Origin of the sequence: Moorena producens PAL-8-15-08-1 (genome assembly GCF_001767235.1) — a bacterium.
Classification (GTDB): Bacteria; Cyanobacteriota; Cyanobacteriia; order Cyanobacteriales; family Coleofasciculaceae; genus Moorena; species Moorena producens_A.
The window spans coordinates 3,443,392-3,459,271 of sequence record NZ_CP017599.1 but is presented as its reverse complement, the minus strand read 5'-3'; the positions used below and the strand labels follow the sequence as shown (position 1 = coordinate 3,459,271).

Sequence of the window (15,880 nt, the reverse complement as noted above, 5' to 3'; positions counted from 1 at the left end):
CGACTTACTTTTTGAAAGAATCTAGCCATTCTCTGACTTGCTCACCAGCGACATCGCGACCTCCGAGACCGAAGGCTAATGCGATCGCAACCGCGATTGCGCCTAAGAGCAAACCAAAGGCTAAGTTCACAATATCAGGGGCAATGCCCATTTGTTGTAGACCTAGAGCTAAAGAAAAGGCAATAATCGCAATCCTAGCTACTTGTGCCAGGATATTGGATTGGCGAGCGCCAGAGCCAGTAATCAAGTTGAAGGCAAAATTAGCTAGGAACAGACCGATAGCAAGGACTACTAACCCGGACAGCACCCGAGCACCAATGAAACCGACCCCACCAACAATGTCAGTTAAGGCGGGAATCTGTAACACATCCGTTGCTGCCACAATACCAGCGATCATGATACCGATCAGTACAAGCAGTCCCGCTAGCTCAGAAGGGGTGCGACTGGTAAGTGGGTTCTGTGGTGTCTCTGATTCTGCTGTTTGATCAGTGGTGCTAGGAGCGCTGACAGAAAAACCTAGCCAGCTGAATAGATTGTTGAAGCCAAGGTCTGTCAGGACGTTGGTGGCCAGATCACTAACAAACTGTCCAATAACGTAGAAAACTGCCAGAATACCAGCCGCAGCAAAGAGTTTGGGGATGGTATTAGTCACCTGGCTTAACATTGCGATCGAAGGGCCAGAGATGGCCTGGATCTGCAAGGCATTCAGGGCAGCGGTAGCAACGGGAATCAAAATCAGTACATAGACAATCGTACCGATAATCCCGGCTAGGGAGCGGCTACCAGAGGTACTCAGTCCAAACCGCTCCCCGATCTGATTCGCACCTGCTGCTGTCAAAAAACTAGTGACAAGACGTTGCACAAGTTGAGCAATAAACCAACCAATAGCACCAATTGCTATGGCTGCGCCAATATTCGGTACAATCCCCCAAATCTCACCCAGCATACTTAGTACTGGATCGAGAGTTCCCTGTAAGCCTAGGGTCTCTAAGACCGATGGCAGAAACAGTAGGAAGATTAAGTAGTACAGGGAATTGCCAATGGTTTGAGCCAGAGAGAACTGACTACTGCGACCATCCCCGACTTGCTCACCCAAGCGCTGATCGAGATTCAATGCATTGAGCATCCTGACTACTATCATCTTGACGATAGTTCCCAGTAACCAGGCAAGGCCCAAGAGAATCGCCGCACCAAAGACACTGGGGAGGAAGCCAAGGATGGTGTCTAGAAAACTATTCAGCGGTCCGGAAACCGTATCTAGCTTGAGGGTTTCTAGAACCGCCACTACGGTGAAAACGATGATAATCCAGAAAACCGCCCCGGATAACCATTCCTCAACTGGAGCAGGTGGGCTTCCTGCCTGGCCGCCAGTAGCCCACTGAGCAATGTTGTTGTCAATATTGGTGCGATTCAGTACTGCTTTGGTAATACCAGCAGCAATCTTAGCAAGGATCAGACCAATGACTAAGATTGCGATCGCTTTAACCACATTCAGTAAGGTGGTTCCCCCATCTGCCAAAACTTGGTCTAATGCGGGAACTCCTGTCTGGGCTAAAACCAGGTGTGCCGATGGCTGCACACCCACTCCTACAATTTGGAAGATACCTTCCCAAGTTCCATTCATAGTCTTTGTTCTTACTTAAATTGTCCAATGTCACAGGCAACCCTAAGTTTTTTAACTTCCTTAAGTGCCTTGTGACTACTGTGGTCTGGTGAGGAGCACGGTATTATCGTCTCAACTAGATAAGTTTGGCAGCGGTAAAGCTGCGCGTCTGGTGACCCGATGAGGAACCGCGACGCGGCGCTATAGGCTGCTGTCCCAAAAAGAGCTGGACAACAAGAGGTGCAGTTGTTGTGCTTTCCAGTTCAAGCCGGAATCGCCGATTCTGCACAAGGTAAGGTTTGCCTGGCCAACGTTGTTGGTCGGTACTTTCCGAACCGCACTGTTTTACCCCTGGTCTAAGTGTTTAACGACTCGGTTCTAGAGCTTGGAGCGGGCATTCTACCCCAAGGTAGGAACTTTAACACTTGCCAACAACGTAGACCCAATACCAGAAGGGCAACCCCTTCGGTCAAGGTCTTAGGCTGGTCAGCTACCTGAAGGGAGGCTATCTCAGCCTGGTCTCTTCAGAGGAGAGTGCTGACTGAAAATAACCTTGAGCAGAAGGTACGACGATAATATTTAAAAGTAAAGGTTGAGATGTTCATGGAGAACGTTTTACTCCTCAAATTTTCCACAGATGTGGCTTAATCTTGCCTAACTGACAAATCTTGACCCAGGAGTGCTGATAGAATTTACCCATAGTTGCCGACGCAGTCAACTAGTTAGCTTAGGGGGTCTTACTCCCTAAATTAGGCTGGGTAACTTGATGGAGTGTTGAATCGGCATTTGCCCCGATGTGACGTCGGACACTCGGGAGCTGAAAGATTTTTTGGTAGGTTTGTCAGTCACTCAAGACGTAACCCTTATATTTAGAGCCAATTGATGTACAAAAATCAAGTCTTGATTAATTTTTCCTCCTCACAACTCTAGTGGTCTGGTAGTGTGGCTAGCTGCCACCGTAATCAAGATAGTCCAATAATGTCGAAATTTTACATGCAAAACGCCCAAATTTTTGAACAATCCATTAAAATTAATGCGAGCGCCACCATTGTCGAGCGCTGTATCACTGACCAGAGCTTAATGCATCGCTGGCTCAACCCGATTTTGCGTTGTGAATCAGTGGGGCAGTGGAGTACTGATGTCGGGAGTCGCTCGCGGTTTATTATTAACATTCCCTGGTTGCAGCCCACTCTCAAGAGTGTGGTTATCGACCGCAAGCCAGGGTTAGTGGTTTGGCAGTTCCAGGGTTTTTTCAAAGGACGAGACCGCTGGGAGTGTCAGCCAGCTGAACAAGGCACCCGTTTGGTCAACCGTTTTGAATTTGAAATTCCCAACCCCATCGTTAGCTGGGGGTTCAACAGCTTTGCTGCCCAATGGACTCAGAATGATATGAAAGCCCAACTCAGACGCCTTAAGTTAGTAGCAGAGGAGATTTACCGACGTGATTGACTACTCCCCCGGCTGTTGGCGTAGCCTGCCGTCAGGCATAGCGCGGGGGAATCTTTCAGCACTGCAAAAGATCCGGTAGCATTAGGTAGAGAGCCAATGCTATCCCAGATCTTCAACCGCTTAGGCGAAGTCAAAACGCCCCTAGCCAAATCACTAGGATTGAAGTCAATGCCCAATGATCTGGTTACTTTTCTTGCAATGTTCAATGCACCATTAATATCCGCATTGAACTCTAGTCCTGTAGCAGACCTATACAAACCTCGATTAACTCTAGTACCTGACGGCTTCCAACAATCGGGTTTTTCACCGTAGACGGGAATTGCATCAAGTGCTAGCGCATCAGCTTTGGAGGTATAGCTTTCTTCAGTTTCAACAAACCTCATGCCATAGATTTCAGATAGTTGCCTGATTCTTTCCTTTAGTCTGGCTGTTGGAACCTGGACAAACTTCTGATTGTTCCTTCTGCCCATGTTGCATTCTTGCTTCTGACTTTTATTCCAGCCAAAGATGACTGACCCAATACCGTTAGCAATGCAGTGCTCTACAACAGTCTTAGCTACCTTGTTAACGGCATCTCTCATTTGACGGTTACGCTTCTCTGTTGTCCGGTCTAACAAGTTGCACCAGAAGCTTTGGGGCTTGTTTCCTTTAATAGTGGAAACTCGCTTGTTATACCATTGATTCAAAGCTTTCAAATGCTTGCCGTCAATGATGAAGCTAGTCCCAGCATTGGAAACACAGGTCAACCAGTTATCTAAGCCTGGGTCAATCGATAGAAACAAATCAGGGTCTAGATTACCAACCACTTGATACTCGTCTGAACTAATCCAGACCGCATCAAAATAACCCGCTCTTGGAACAATCTGTAACTCTTTAACCCAGTCCCAATTCAGATTGGTTGGAAATGGCAGCCAGATTTCTGGCAGATTAAACCACACCTTACAAGCCGTGCCCATTGGAACCCTAACCTGACCATCCACCAACTTTAACCAGCGTTTTGGATAGGAGATTTGATACATTCCACCAGACTTCCGGTAGTTAGGCGGTAATGGTTTTAAATGCAAATCACCCCGTTTATGGAGCTTCAGCAGTTCCTTGAAGCCCTTGAACGCTTCACCTACAGAAATGCAGACTTGTTGAGCGGCAGAAGTATAAAGCGCTTTCATGTGAGAGTTACGCTTCATTTGAGTAGACAACCAACGCCCATTAGAGAATTTTTTCTCCTTGAAGTAAAGCTGACGAGCAAGATACAGAGTGCAATTGTAGAGGTTATTAGATTCTCTACAAAGGTACTCTAACCCTGCGCCTAACTGCCTATCTTCAGGTAGTCGATTTACTTGTGCTGCAAATGTTTGAGTCATGTTTGAATCATAACACAACTTGTTGATGGATGATAAAATATCAACATGAGAAATTCAGCAAAAAGCTATCGTCATGATCCTCACAGCGTAGGATTGGCAACTGTTCATTTATGCTTCATCCCCAAGCGGCGCAAGTCAGTTTTAGTTGGGGAGATTAGAACCCGCCTAAATGAGATCTTTCAATCAGTTGCTCAGGAGAAAGGATGGTTTATCCGGTCGGTTGAGATAGCTCCCGATCATGTTCACTTACTGGTTGAGTATGACCCTAAGCATTCCATAGCTGAAGTTGTCAAGGCGTTTAAAGGGCGAAGCTCAAGATTACTAAGGAAAGAGTTTCCTGAATTGCTGAAATTACCTTCACTATGGCCTAGATCCTATTTCTACGAGACTACGGGTAAAGTGAGTACCAACAAAATCAAGCAGTACATTGAAGATCGGCATCATTGGTAACTGGCGGATAAATCCGCCGTTCGACTTTCCGCCCCGGAATGAATTCACGGGGCTACCAGTCTCTCGAATCAGGTTCGTGTAGTCATTAGGGATTAGGGATTAGGTATTGGTGATTAGTCATGCCCATCCATAGAAGCCTTTACCCATGTCCGATCTGTTGAAGTAACTTACGAATAATATCAGCATCCTCAGCTTGGGGCAGGATTTCTAAATAACGTTCCAAATCCTGGCATGCTTGTGGTAAATACCCCAACTGCGAGTAAATCAGCCCCCGATCCCGCAGTTCTCCGGGTGCATTAGGAAACAGCAACAACATGCGCTCAACTGCGGCTAGCGCTCTAGGTAAGTCTTGGCGATTGAGATATATTAATTTAAGATTCATGAGCATCCGTGCCAACAGCTGCCGATTACTCACTGGTGCTAGGAAACGTGGTTCTAGGGTTACCGGATGCCCATAAATTTGGGTTAGTCGTTCCTCGCAGTCTTGTTCAAATAAAATCTCACCACCATCGAAAGCATCCACAAAGATTCCCACCTGCTCAAACTCTGGGCGAATTAGGAAATGCCCTGGCATCCCAATACCAACCATGGGAAAATCAAGGCGTCGAGCGACTTCCAGGTACACCACGGAAAGGGTAATCGGGATACCTGTGCGCCGATCAATGACCTGATTGAGGAAACTATTCCGGGGATCGTAGTAATCACTCCTATTGCCCGCATATCCTAGGTCATCATAGAAATACTGATTCAGAGTCTTAATCACTCGCAGAGGATAGCGTTGCTCAGGCAAACGCTCCTCTACTTCGGATGCCATGGTATCTAAGGCATTTAGATAATCATCAATAGCCAGATCCGGGTATTCTTCGTGAGCTATGTAAAGCGCTGCTTTTGCCAAATGAATTTGGTCATCTGGCTGATTTATTTCTGTGTAAAACCCTTGACGCCCTAAAGTAAAATCCATCTAAAATTCCGTCAGCTACTTTGATTATATAGTATTTTTATTTGATAGGTAAACATAAGATTGATAGAAAAAGGGAACAGGGAATAGGGAACAGGGAATAGGGAACAGGGAATAGGGAACAGTGTCAAGATAGGCGAGGATTTTTTAGTGTTATGATAAAGCTCCAAAGTTCTTTGTTTCCTTTGATCACAATTCATCTATAGTATTATTTTTTCTATTTCATCGAACTATCACTGTTCCTAATTTAAATAGGATTGCTATATAACTACAAAAGTTGATCTATAGCGTTTCTCATAGCTATGAGGTACACAGGATTTTTTCCGACTTCCGACTTCCCTGCTCCGAAGTCCCTGCTCCGAAGTCCCTAAAACCCAGGACGAAAGTACCTCAAATTAATTGTTATAAACATGTTAAAGAACAAGAAAAGTCTGTTTCGCCAAGAATCACTCGAACGGCTATCTTCCCCAGAACGGCTGGATCAGTTGATGCAAGTGGTTAATCCTAGGGATTGGCTACCGTTAGCGGCTTTGGGGGGTTTGGTGTTTTTGGCTGTGATTTGGAGTATTTTTGGACGGATTCCCATCACTGTCACCGGTCAAGGAGTACTAATCCGTCCCCGGCGGCTAGTACAGTTTCAGTCCACTATATCTGGACAGTTGGACTCTCTAAATGTCGGGGAGGGGCAATGCTTTGAGAAAAATTATGTCCTGGCAACCATTGACCCATCTGAACTCAAAAAGCAGTTACAGCTGCAACGGAGGAAACTAAGTCAATTGCAGGTACAGGATCGGGATAGCAATTTAATTTCAACTCAGCTCACCGAACTGGAAACGGATGCGATCGCAAACCAGCGAGCTAGCTTAGAGCAACGGTTGCAAGATGCCATGGCTCTGACTCCTGTACTCAAAGAGAAAAACTTAACTGCGATCGCTCGACAGCGTCAAAGTCTAAACCAACAGCTGCGGGATGCCATGGCTCTGACTCCAGTATTACAGGATAAGGGATTGAAAGCGATCGCACAGCAGCGCCAAAGCTTAGAACAACGGCTTAGGGATCTTATAGCTCAAGTCCCAGTTTTCAAACGGAGATGGCAAAAGCGTCAGGAACTGTCGGCGGTAGGGGGAATTGCCGAAGATGCGGTTTTACAAGCGGAACAAGAGTATCGCCAAGCCGTGCAGAGTATCTCGGAGCTGGAAGCACAGTTGAAGCAACTGGATGTTAGTGAAACTGAAACAGAAGGCACATACGTACAGAATCTCAGTACGATTAGCGATATTCAAGTCAAGTTAGAGGAACTCAGTGTTCGAGAAACTGAGGCGCAACAAAAATATTTGGATAATCTTAATACTATATCCCAAATCAGAGCACAGTTACAAGAGTTGGATACCAAGGAAAAACGTTTAGACCAACAGAATTTGGAAAGTTCTAATCAACGAAGCAATCAGATTCAGGACGTGAAGCTAGAAATTGCTCGACTGGAAAAGCAACTGGCAGACAAGAGTAAAATTCTGAGTCCTTACGCTGGGTGCGTTGTCGAAATTGCTGCTGCTAGGGGACAAGTGGTTCAACCCGGAACCCAGCTCGGCACCATGACAGTTAAGGGACAAAGTGATGGCATCGAGGGCATTACCTATTTCTCGGTCAAGGACGGGAAAAAGATTCAACCAGGAATGCTGATTCAAATTACACCGGATACAGTCAAGCGGCAACGATTTGGTGGCATTGTGGGCAAAATTACTTCAGTTTCACCCTATCCTGTAACTCGCGAGGGAGCAGCTAGTGTAGTTGGGAATCCAGAAGTAGTAGATAATCTGATCGGTCAGGGGGGAGCAATGATAGAAGTCTACGCTCAATTAGAAGCCGATTATACCACGTTTAGTGGCTACCAATGGTCATCTTCTGATGGTCCAGACTTGAAAATTTCTGCCGGAACTACTACCACCGCTAGGGTGAGAGTAAAAGAGCGTGTGCCGATTACCTTTGTCTTGCCGATTTTGCGGGAATGGAGTGGAATTTATTGAAGGTTTAAAGGTTGAAAGTTGAAGGTTGAAAGTTGAAGGTTGAAGGTTAAAAGTTGAAATTTGAAAGTTTGAATGAAACAAAAACGAATCAAAACCCCCACTCTATTGCAAATGGAAGCAGTAGAATGTGGTGCCGCTGCTCTAGGAATTATTCTGAGTTACTATGGTCGGATTGTGCCCTTAGAGGAACTTAGGGTTAGTTGTGGTGTGTCCCGCGATGGTTCTAAAGCATCTAATTTGGTTAAAGCTGCTAGGCGTTATGGAATGCAAGCCAAGGGTTATAAAAAATCCCTGGCTAACCTTAAAAAATTGCATCCTCCATTTATTGTGTTTTGGAATTTTAATCATTTCCTAGTAGTAGAAGGATTTAGTAAAAAAATCGTCTTTCTCAATGATCCAGCTGCTGGTCCAAGACGGGTAACCAGCGAGGAATTTGATCAGGGTTACACGGGGGTAGTGCTGGTAATTGAACCAGGACCAGAGTTCAAAAAGGGGGGTCAAAAACCCAGTGTAACATTAGCGCTATGGTTACGACTAAAAGGGTCTATTCCTGCAATTACATACTGTATAATAGTAGGATTTTTATTAGTTTTTCCTGGCTTAGTTATTCCGGTCTTTAATCAAATTTTTGTAGATAATGTGTTGGTCGAAAGTCGCACTGATTGGCTACGTCCCTTGATTTTAGCCATGGCAATTACGGTGCTCCTGCAGGGGGTGTTGACCCTGTTACAATTGCGGTATTTGAGACAACTAAAAATTAAGTTATCCGTAGGAATGTCCAGCCAATTTCTCTGGCACATCCTGCGATTACCAGCAAGATTTTATGCCCAGCGGTTTGCTGGAGAAATTAGTAATCGGGTTAAGCTAAATGACAAAGTCGCTGACGTGCTTTCGGGTCAGTTGGCAACAACAGTGATTAATTCGGTCATGGTAATCTTTTATGCCCTGGTGATGTTTGCCTATGATTCTGTACTGACTGTAATTGCTATAGTTTTTGCCTTGGTAAATGTCTTGACTTTACAATGGCTGGCTCGTAAGCGGGTGGACAGCTATATGCAATTAGCCCTAGACCGGGGTAAGGCAGCTGGGGTAGCGATCGCTGGACTACAGGGCATAGAAAGTGTCAAGGCATCGGCAACGGAGTCGGATTTCTTTGCGAGGTGGTCCGGTTACTATGCTAAAGCGGTTAATGGTCAGCAGAAACTGGAAGTAGCAAACCAAGTTTTAGGGGTTTTACCGCCTCTGCTAACCTCCTTAACCTCTATGCTAATTTTGGCGGTTGGGGGTCTAAGGGTAATGGAAGGATCTCTGAGTATTGGGATGTTAGTGGCTTTTCAAAGCTTGATGAACAGTTTTCAGAAGCCTGTCAACCAGTTAGTCAGGTTTGGCAGTACTCTCCAGGAACTCGATGGTGACCTCAATCGCTTGGATGATGTATTGGGCAACCCGATTGACCCCCAGTTGAGGGAAGGGTTAGCTCAAACCGCTCATTCCCCTAACCGCCCCCAAGATCCAGTGGCAGGTCAAAGGGGAGATCAAGCAGAATCTGATTCATTTCCCACTCTCCAGGTCTGCCTTCAAGGTCATGTAGAATTACGCAATATTACCTTTGGCTATTCCCGGATAGATCGACCGTTAATTGAGAACTTTAATCTGACCCTGAAACCTGGTCAAAGGGTAGCACTAGTAGGGGGTAGTGGTTCGGGAAAGTCTACCATAGCAAAGATAGTAACTGGTCTATACCAACCTTGGTCAGGGCAGATTTTATTTGATGGCATTCCAAAAGAGCAGATTCCCAGGTTGGTGTTGACGAATTCCTTAGCAATGGTAGAACAGGAAATATTTCTTTTTGGGGGGACAGTGCGGGATAATCTGACCTTGTGGGATAAGACGGTACCCCTGTCTGAGATAGTGCGCTCTTGTCAGGATGCGGCAATTCACGAGGTGATTCAGGCACTACCTGGGGGATATGAAGCCCAACTGATGGAAGGAGCTGGAAATTTAAGTGGGGGTCAGCGTCAACGTCTGGAAATTGCTAGAGCGTTGGTTAATGACCCAGCGATTTTGGTGATGGATGAGGCAACTAGTGCCTTGGATGGGTCAACGGAAACGATTATTGACCAGAATCTCAGGCGTCGGGGTATTTCTTGTATTATTGTAGCCCACCGCTTGAGTACGATTCGAGATTGTGATGAGATTATTGTTCTGGAGCGGGGTAAGGTGGTGCAACGGGGTACCCATGAGGAATTGTGGCAGCAAGGGGGAGTTTATAGGCAGTTGATTAGTTCAAGTTATTAGGTACTTTTTGATTAGAGATTTTCAGAGACAGAACATAGGTCAATCTCTTGGTAACTATTCAAAAATTAATCTATTCAAATACAACAGTTCGGTTATTATAAACTAATACACGATTTTGCAAGTGTAAACGGACAGCTCTGGCTAACACTAGGCGTTCTAAATCTTTTCCTTTGCGAATTAAATCCGCAACCGTATCTCGATGACTCACTCGGACCACATCCTGTTCAATTATCGGCCCTTCATCTAAGAGGATATCTGAAAAGTTTTTTGATACTGAATTTTGCCCCCCTAGCCCCCCAACTTTGGGGGGAACAAGAGTCAATTGGCTTCTAAAAGTCCCTTCCGGTGCGCTTTCCAATGGGCGAGTAAATCGCCCTTGGGTCGCACCGCAAAATTGGGGGATTTAGGGGGCTTGGATGTAGCAAATTAGACTTCTCAGACAAGCTCTAAGTCTTCTGTGACATAATGGGCAGTAGCCCCAATAATTTTAACACCTCTTGTATAGGCTCTTTGATAGGGCTTTGCTCCCGGAAATGCTGGCAAAAATGAATGATGAATGTTAATAATTTTATAAAAGCTTTTAACAAACTCTGAACTCAGAATTTGCATATACTTCGCTAAAACCACTAAATCTATATTCGATTTATTTAGAATCTCCAACTGTTTCTCTTCTTGCTGTGATTTCGTGTCTTTGGTAATCGGAAGATAATAGAACTCAATTCCAAATTGATCAGCAACAACCTTTAAGTTGGGATGATTGCTAATAATTAAAGCAATTTCAGCTGGCATTTCGTTAGCTTGCCATCGCCATAATAAATCTAACAGACAATGATCTTGCTTCGTTACCCAAATCGCAATTCGAGGAACTTTATCAGAAAAATGGAGTTGCCAATTGGCATTCAGCGGTTTTGCAATCGCACTAAAAGCAGGAGCAATTACATCTTTAGGTAAATTAAACCCGTCTAATTGCCATTCAATTCGGGTTAAAAAGATTCCAGTGGCAAAATCTGTATGTTGATCGGCGTGGATAATATTTCCACCATTGGAATAGATAAAGTTAGCAATCTTAGCCACAAGTCCTTGTTGATCCGGACAAGACAGCAGTATTGTTGCAGTCGGTGAAGTCATCTTAACTTCTCGAATAAACATACAGATAGAGAGATATTATAGAAGATAATATCTGATTCGTCTAGACTCAACATCCAGATAATTTTCGTAAGCTTAATACCTAAGCTGTCAGTTAAATGCTTACCTTGCAAAAACCAAGCTAAAATATGAGCAAAGCTACTGTAAAATAGGCGAGCCATGACACGTAAAACAACTCGACGTAAGTTTATCGTGACCAGTGTTGCTGCTGCGGGTGGTATTGTGGGAAGTGCAGCATGGCATCAACAGCAGTCTCAACTGTCAGCAACAGCAGCTATTCAACTGCCAACAGCAGCTACAATGCCAGAACGAGTGTTAGGCAAAACGGGGGTGAAACTTCCAATCTTTGGGTTGGGAGGTGCAGGACAAACCCCTTTGTCGAAGATGAATCGAGAAGCTGATGCCGTCGCCCAAATTGAAGCAGCATTACAGTTTGGAATTCGTTATTTTGATACCGCAGCTAGTTATGGCCCCAGCGAATACTATATGGGTAAGGTATTACCTGCTTATAGATCTAATCTATTTTTAGCAACAAAAACAGCACAACGAGATCGAGATGGGGCTTGGCGAGAGTTAGAGCGATCGCTTAAACGCCTTCAAACTGATTCTATCGATTTATGGCAATTACATCACGTTTCTTTTCACGAAACGTTAGATCAGATTTTTAGTCCCAATGGCGCTATCAAAGCCTTTGAAGAAGCAAAAGAACAAGGAATTGTGAAATATTTAGGCATTACCGGACATCATGAACCGGATGTGATTGCAGAGGGGTTGCGGCGCTATCCCTTTGATACTACCTTAATTTCTCTGAATGCGGCAGATGTTCACCATCCTCGACCTTTTGCCAAAACTGTTTTACCAGTGGCGCGAGAGAAAAATGTAGGAGTCGTTGCTATGAAAGTTCCGGCTTATGGCAGGTTATTCAAAAATGGTGTGTTAGATGGCATGGAGCAAGCCATGGGTTATGTGCTCTCTCTGGAGGGAGTACATTCTTGTATTATTGCTGCCGAATCCGTCAAGCAATTAGAATCCAATTTTAAAGTCGCCCAAGCATTCCAATCCTTAAGTTCACAACAAATGACTGCTATTGAAGCACGGACAGCTTCTGCTTGGCAAGACAATACATTTTTCCGGCGGTGGACTTAGAAATATAGGAAACTGTACCCTCGATACTTACATATCAGCAATTATTAACAGTAGGGTGCGTCATTAACGCACCCTACTATCTTTTGCCTTTTGCCTCTTGCCTTTTGCCTTGCGCTTAGGGCTATATCAGCGAGATCTGAACGTTAACCTACTGGTCCTGATGGCTCTTGTGCCTTAAACTCAGGACAATAGATCAGATACTTGCCAGTAACATAACCTTGTAAGGGCGCAGAAATAGGAACCCAGCCATTACTACCACGATTAACAATCGTTACCTTAGAACCATCAGCGATAATGCCAATAATCTCGCCATCATTTGACGGTGATTTGCGGACATTTAAACCCTGTGGTGCTGAAACTTCCCGACAATTCTCTTCCGATGGTGGTGGTGTTGGACAAGGTTTTATTTTAATAAACTTGCCAGACACATAACCGATTATGGGTTCTGAAATCTTCACCCAGCCATCTGCACGTATACTCTCAATCTTGACCTCAGTACCATTTTTTAATGTACTGATACTCGGACCACCAGGAGTTGAACGCACCATCAGCTCACTACCACTAGTGGTAACTGTACCACACTCTTTTTTGACGGTGGGGCAGGGTTGAAGATACGCCTCAGACACATAACCTTTCTGGGGAGAAACAATCGGTACCCAACCATCACTACTAGTACCCTTGATAGTGATTGTAGTACCATTTTCTACAACACCGACAATCTTACCACCAGGGGTCGCACGCACATTGAGCGGGTTACCCTTAGTCGATACTAGACGACATTCTTCTTTCGGAGGAGGTGGTGGACAAGGTTTGAGATATCGGTCGGAAACATAACCCTTTTGGGGAGAGACAAGCTGTACCCAACCATTAGTAATGCTATTGATGATAGTGACTTTAGTGCCATTGTCCAAGTCACCAATAATCCTACCACCAGGACTCTGACGTACATTCAGACCCTTGCCAGTATTGGTCGAAACTATGCGACATTCCTGCTTAGGTGGTGGTGGACAGGATTGGAGATACTGCTGAGAAATATAACCTGACAAGGGAGAAGAAATTTTTGCCCAGTCTTGGTTTACTATTTGCTCAAGGGTAACCTCAGACCCGTTTTTGACGAAACCGATAATCCGGTAATTGCTACCGGGTCCACTACGGACATTGAGATCACTGCCTCTAGTCACCACTTTGCGGCATTTGTCTGTAGCCGCAGCTAGTTGAAATTTTGCTTGGTTCTCAAATGAGATGTTTTCTAAACGAGAGGATGGGGTAAATTGAGCGATCGCAGGACTAGTAGCATAAGATGGCGCAGGAAAAGCTGTAAACGCTAGCGCCACAGAGATGCACACCACTAGTAATTTTCGCCAACCACTAATCTTTCTGATCATATGTTGGATTTATTATTCACTACCAAAGTGGAATTGCTTTATTTTATTAGAACTTCCGATCAAACCCCAGACTCTCTATCCTTAGCTTCGTGGTGGCAAGAATAGAACAGGGTGCCAGCTGCTGCGCATTAAATCACCGGCTAAGCTACGCACTGACCAATCTAAGAATTTCCCTTTTTGATCGGAAGAGATTGCGATCGCAGTAATATCATATTCTAAGGCTGTGTCTAAAATCTCTTCACGGGGATTGCCCACTCGCACGTCTGTATTGACCTGTAAGCCAAGCTCTTCTAACTCTGCTTTTACTGGTTCTAGCTTGTCTTGAGCTTTTTGTAGCTGAGGCTCTTTAGATAATTCTCTGCGCCCCCCTTCGCTAACTACCCACAACAGCATACACTGCTTTAGTGAGTCATCGGGTGCTTGTTTAGCATACTCTTTGACCCTTTCCACGACAGATTGAGACGCTGTAGTGCCGTCATAGGGAATTAGCAAATACCGGAATAGATGTTTGCAGCGTAGATCGAGTTCTTCGCAGGTGTAAGCTGAAATCAGTTGTGGTCGCAGCATTAGCAATGGTGTACTACATTCCTTGCTCAAGGTTGCTGTAGTGCTACCGAAAAGCTTTTCTTGTAATAAGCTGCGCACTGGGGTGCCAATCAGTATGACATCAGCATGGTAACGTTTGGCGATTTTAGGAATACTGTCACTAGGACGACCTGAACTCACTTCGATTTGAACCTCTACCCCTTCAGGTATGTTGGTCAAACATTTTTCAAAGCGCTGGCGAGCTTGTTCTATTCCTTCTTCATCAATGCGAGGTATTTCTCCCTCTTCCCAAAGCGCAACAAAGTGGCAGAAGATGATTTTCTTAAGCCCACCAGCCGCTAAACTGGGGACAAAGTCTACTAGCCGATATAAACCGTCAGAGAAATCGGTGCAGATTAGGCAATGCTGAAACATATGCAGGGAGGATCGCTTTTTCTTATAGTTTCTTTCAGACTAGAACAATTTACAATTACTGTGGATAGTTTTGCATTAATTTATACAAATTTATCAACTATTGTTCCTGACTTGCCTAGAGTGAATTGGGTTATTCCCAATCTTATTTCCTTTAAGCAAGCTTGCGGTGATATTAAATAAGATTATCTTTAGCTAACAATAAGTTGAATCAATTAATTCTAATTTTCATTAAATCTTAATATAATTCGAGTTTACGCCCCAGCATCCCCAGCTCCTTTCCTACCTACGGAATTGAGCAAGAGAAGGAGGTCGCGACTCAATTAAGGCGAATAACAATCACACTAGGGCTTTAGCTATAATCCCCACTCGTGTTTTAGGACTTCTTTGTACATTGTTTCACGCATCATCATTTGCTCATAGAGTTTGATTAGGAATTCCTGAGCTTGCTCACGGCTCATTTTCTGGACCTGAGATTCAAAGGACCGCAGGTTAAATTTTTGCTCCAGGGAAAGTTCTACTGGTTTAGACATAGTTGAGCTCCTTAAAAACTAATCATGGGTTTTGGCTGGCTAGAGCAGCCCTAGTTTTGATCAGGCTAGGTATCGGTAAATGTATCAACCGTTAACCTATCTGACCTTTCATGAAGAATCGTAACAATTATTTGACAAAATGACCAGGGTTGGATCCATTCTGAGATTATATATGACCTAGACTATTTCTACCAAGTTCCCTGGCTAGGATTGATGCTGTGGAATTCGGTATAATTTTTCCTAATACTCCATACAACACAAGTTGATGATTTGATAATCAACAGGACTTAGGTAAAAATAGAACACCACAAAGGTGCTGAATTCCTACGGTTTGTTAATAATGCATCAAACCTGTAGAGTTATTCAGTAAGCTGTGAGCAACACACTGCTATTTCATGGGATTAGCCTTTGGCCCACGCGGGGCGCGTTCGGCTTTGCTGCCCCAAAGGCGATTGACATGCAGGTCACCCTGCGCGAGTCACGGGAAGCTTCCGCGCTTGTGCGATTGACATGCAGGTCACCCTTGGCCTTTGGCCAAAGCTTCTGCGCTTGTGCGATTGACATGCAGGT

13 protein-coding genes and 1 pseudogene are annotated in these 15,880 nt (G+C 44.7%); 5 read left to right on the top strand and 9 right to left on the bottom strand.

The genetic code is table 11. The annotated features are described in order from the left end of the window. Nucleotides 1-4: 4 nt before the first annotated feature. Nucleotides 5-1,624: a mechanosensitive ion channel gene (locus BJP34_RS13045; protein WP_070392719.1), complete on the bottom strand. Its 1,620-nt coding sequence runs from the start codon at nucleotides 1,622-1,624 to the stop codon at nucleotides 5-7. A gap of 972 nt (nucleotides 1,625-2,596) precedes the next feature. Here BJP34_RS13045 and BJP34_RS13040 point away from each other — a divergent pair. Beyond that, the gene (locus BJP34_RS13040) at nucleotides 2,597-3,052 is read left to right on the top strand and encodes an SRPBCC family protein (RefSeq protein ID WP_070392718.1); all 456 of its coding nucleotides are present in this window, start codon (nucleotides 2,597-2,599) and stop codon (nucleotides 3,050-3,052) included. On the opposite strand, the gene BJP34_RS13035 is transcribed toward BJP34_RS13040, so the two are convergent. Continuing rightward, nucleotides 3,037-4,413 (bottom strand): RNA-guided endonuclease InsQ/TnpB family protein, encoded by a 1,377-nt coding sequence (locus BJP34_RS13035; protein ID WP_229424342.1) that lies wholly within the window; start codon nucleotides 4,411-4,413, stop codon nucleotides 3,037-3,039. The genes BJP34_RS13040 and BJP34_RS13035 overlap by 16 nt on opposite strands. A 45-nt stretch (nucleotides 4,414-4,458) precedes the next feature. Here BJP34_RS13035 and tnpA point away from each other — a divergent pair, with 45 nt between their 5' ends. Further along, nucleotides 4,459-4,863: an IS200/IS605 family transposase gene (gene tnpA, locus BJP34_RS13030; protein ID WP_070392717.1), complete on the top strand. Its 405-nt coding sequence runs from the start codon at nucleotides 4,459-4,461 to the stop codon at nucleotides 4,861-4,863. A 139-nt stretch (nucleotides 4,864-5,002) separates the two neighbouring features. Here tnpA and BJP34_RS13025 read toward each other — a convergent pair whose 3' ends face one another. Both BJP34_RS13025 and BJP34_RS43140 read right to left on the bottom strand, forming a co-directional pair. Then, a complete protein-coding gene (locus BJP34_RS13025; RefSeq protein WP_070392716.1) occupies nucleotides 5,003-5,824 on the bottom strand; it encodes a SirB1 family protein in 822 nt (273 codons plus the stop codon). An 11-nt stretch (nucleotides 5,825-5,835) separates the two neighbouring features. Next, nucleotides 5,836-5,991: a hypothetical protein gene (locus BJP34_RS43140; RefSeq protein WP_158517177.1), complete on the bottom strand. Its 156-nt coding sequence runs from the start codon at nucleotides 5,989-5,991 to the stop codon at nucleotides 5,836-5,838. A 240-nt stretch (nucleotides 5,992-6,231) separates the two neighbouring features. On the opposite strand from BJP34_RS43140, the gene BJP34_RS13020 reads away from it, so the two are divergent. Together BJP34_RS13020 and BJP34_RS13015 are read left to right on the top strand one after the other, a co-directional pair. Beyond that, a complete protein-coding gene (locus BJP34_RS13020) occupies nucleotides 6,232-7,845 on the top strand; it encodes an NHLP bacteriocin system secretion protein (protein WP_070392715.1) in 1,614 nt (537 codons plus the stop codon). A gap of 72 nt (nucleotides 7,846-7,917) precedes the next feature. Then, nucleotides 7,918-10,143, top strand: a complete 2,226-nt coding sequence (locus tag BJP34_RS13015; protein WP_070392714.1) for an NHLP family bacteriocin export ABC transporter peptidase/permease/ATPase subunit — start codon at nucleotides 7,918-7,920, stop codon at nucleotides 10,141-10,143. A 70-nt stretch (nucleotides 10,144-10,213) separates the two neighbouring features. On the opposite strand, the gene BJP34_RS13010 is transcribed toward BJP34_RS13015, so the two are convergent. After that, a complete protein-coding gene (locus BJP34_RS13010) occupies nucleotides 10,214-10,465 on the bottom strand; it encodes a hypothetical protein (RefSeq protein WP_070392713.1) in 252 nt (83 codons plus the stop codon). A 122-nt stretch (nucleotides 10,466-10,587) separates the two neighbouring features. After that, a pseudogene (gene purU, locus BJP34_RS13005) lies at nucleotides 10,588-11,271 on the bottom strand (formyltetrahydrofolate deformylase); the annotation flags it as partial. A 177-nt stretch (nucleotides 11,272-11,448) separates the two neighbouring features. On the opposite strand from purU, the gene BJP34_RS12995 reads away from it, so the two are divergent. After that, complete coding sequence (locus BJP34_RS12995) at nucleotides 11,449-12,435, top strand: aldo/keto reductase (protein ID WP_070392711.1); 987 nt, start codon at nucleotides 11,449-11,451, stop codon at nucleotides 12,433-12,435. Between the two features lie 143 nt (nucleotides 12,436-12,578). On the opposite strand, the gene BJP34_RS12990 is transcribed toward BJP34_RS12995, so the two are convergent. The 3 genes from BJP34_RS12990 to BJP34_RS12975 form a co-directional block, all read right to left on the bottom strand. After that, a complete protein-coding gene (locus tag BJP34_RS12990) occupies nucleotides 12,579-13,820 on the bottom strand; it encodes an SH3 domain-containing protein (RefSeq protein ID WP_070392710.1) in 1,242 nt (413 codons plus the stop codon). A gap of 81 nt (nucleotides 13,821-13,901) precedes the next feature. Beyond that, nucleotides 13,902-14,780: a universal stress protein gene (locus BJP34_RS12985; RefSeq protein ID WP_070392709.1), complete on the bottom strand. Its 879-nt coding sequence runs from the start codon at nucleotides 14,778-14,780 to the stop codon at nucleotides 13,902-13,904. Between the two features lie 353 nt (nucleotides 14,781-15,133). Continuing rightward, entirely contained in the window at nucleotides 15,134-15,310 is a 177-nt protein-coding gene (locus BJP34_RS12975; RefSeq protein WP_008178810.1) for an NblA/ycf18 family protein, read from the bottom strand. Nucleotides 15,311-15,880: the final 570 nt, after the last annotated feature.

What these genes read in the sequence shown, in the direction of transcription:
- tnpA (WP_070392717.1), top strand. Translation starts at nt 4,459, where the DNA reads ATGAGAAATTCAGCAAAAAGCTATCGTCATGATCCTCACAGCGTAGGA.
- BJP34_RS13015 (WP_070392714.1), top strand. Translation starts at nt 7,918, where the DNA reads ATGAAACAAAAACGAATCAAAACCCCCACTCTATTGCAAATGGAAGCA.
- BJP34_RS13045 (WP_070392719.1), bottom strand. Translation starts at nt 1,624, where the DNA reads ATGAATGGAACTTGGGAAGGTATCTTCCAAATTGTAGGAGTGGGTGTG.
- BJP34_RS12990 (WP_070392710.1), bottom strand. Translation starts at nt 13,820, where the DNA reads ATGATCAGAAAGATTAGTGGTTGGCGAAAATTACTAGTGGTGTGCATC.
- BJP34_RS13035 (WP_229424342.1), bottom strand. Translation starts at nt 4,413, where the DNA reads ATGACTCAAACATTTGCAGCACAAGTAAATCGACTACCTGAAGATAGG.
- BJP34_RS13040 (WP_070392718.1), top strand. Translation starts at nt 2,597, where the DNA reads ATGCAAAACGCCCAAATTTTTGAACAATCCATTAAAATTAATGCGAGC.
- BJP34_RS12975 (WP_008178810.1), bottom strand. Translation starts at nt 15,310, where the DNA reads ATGTCTAAACCAGTAGAACTTTCCCTGGAGCAAAAATTTAACCTGCGG.
- BJP34_RS13025 (WP_070392716.1), bottom strand. Translation starts at nt 5,824, where the DNA reads ATGGATTTTACTTTAGGGCGTCAAGGGTTTTACACAGAAATAAATCAG.
- BJP34_RS13020 (WP_070392715.1), top strand. Translation starts at nt 6,232, where the DNA reads ATGTTAAAGAACAAGAAAAGTCTGTTTCGCCAAGAATCACTCGAACGG.
- BJP34_RS12995 (WP_070392711.1), top strand. Translation starts at nt 11,449, where the DNA reads ATGACACGTAAAACAACTCGACGTAAGTTTATCGTGACCAGTGTTGCT.
- BJP34_RS12985 (WP_070392709.1), bottom strand. Translation starts at nt 14,780, where the DNA reads ATGTTTCAGCATTGCCTAATCTGCACCGATTTCTCTGACGGTTTATAT.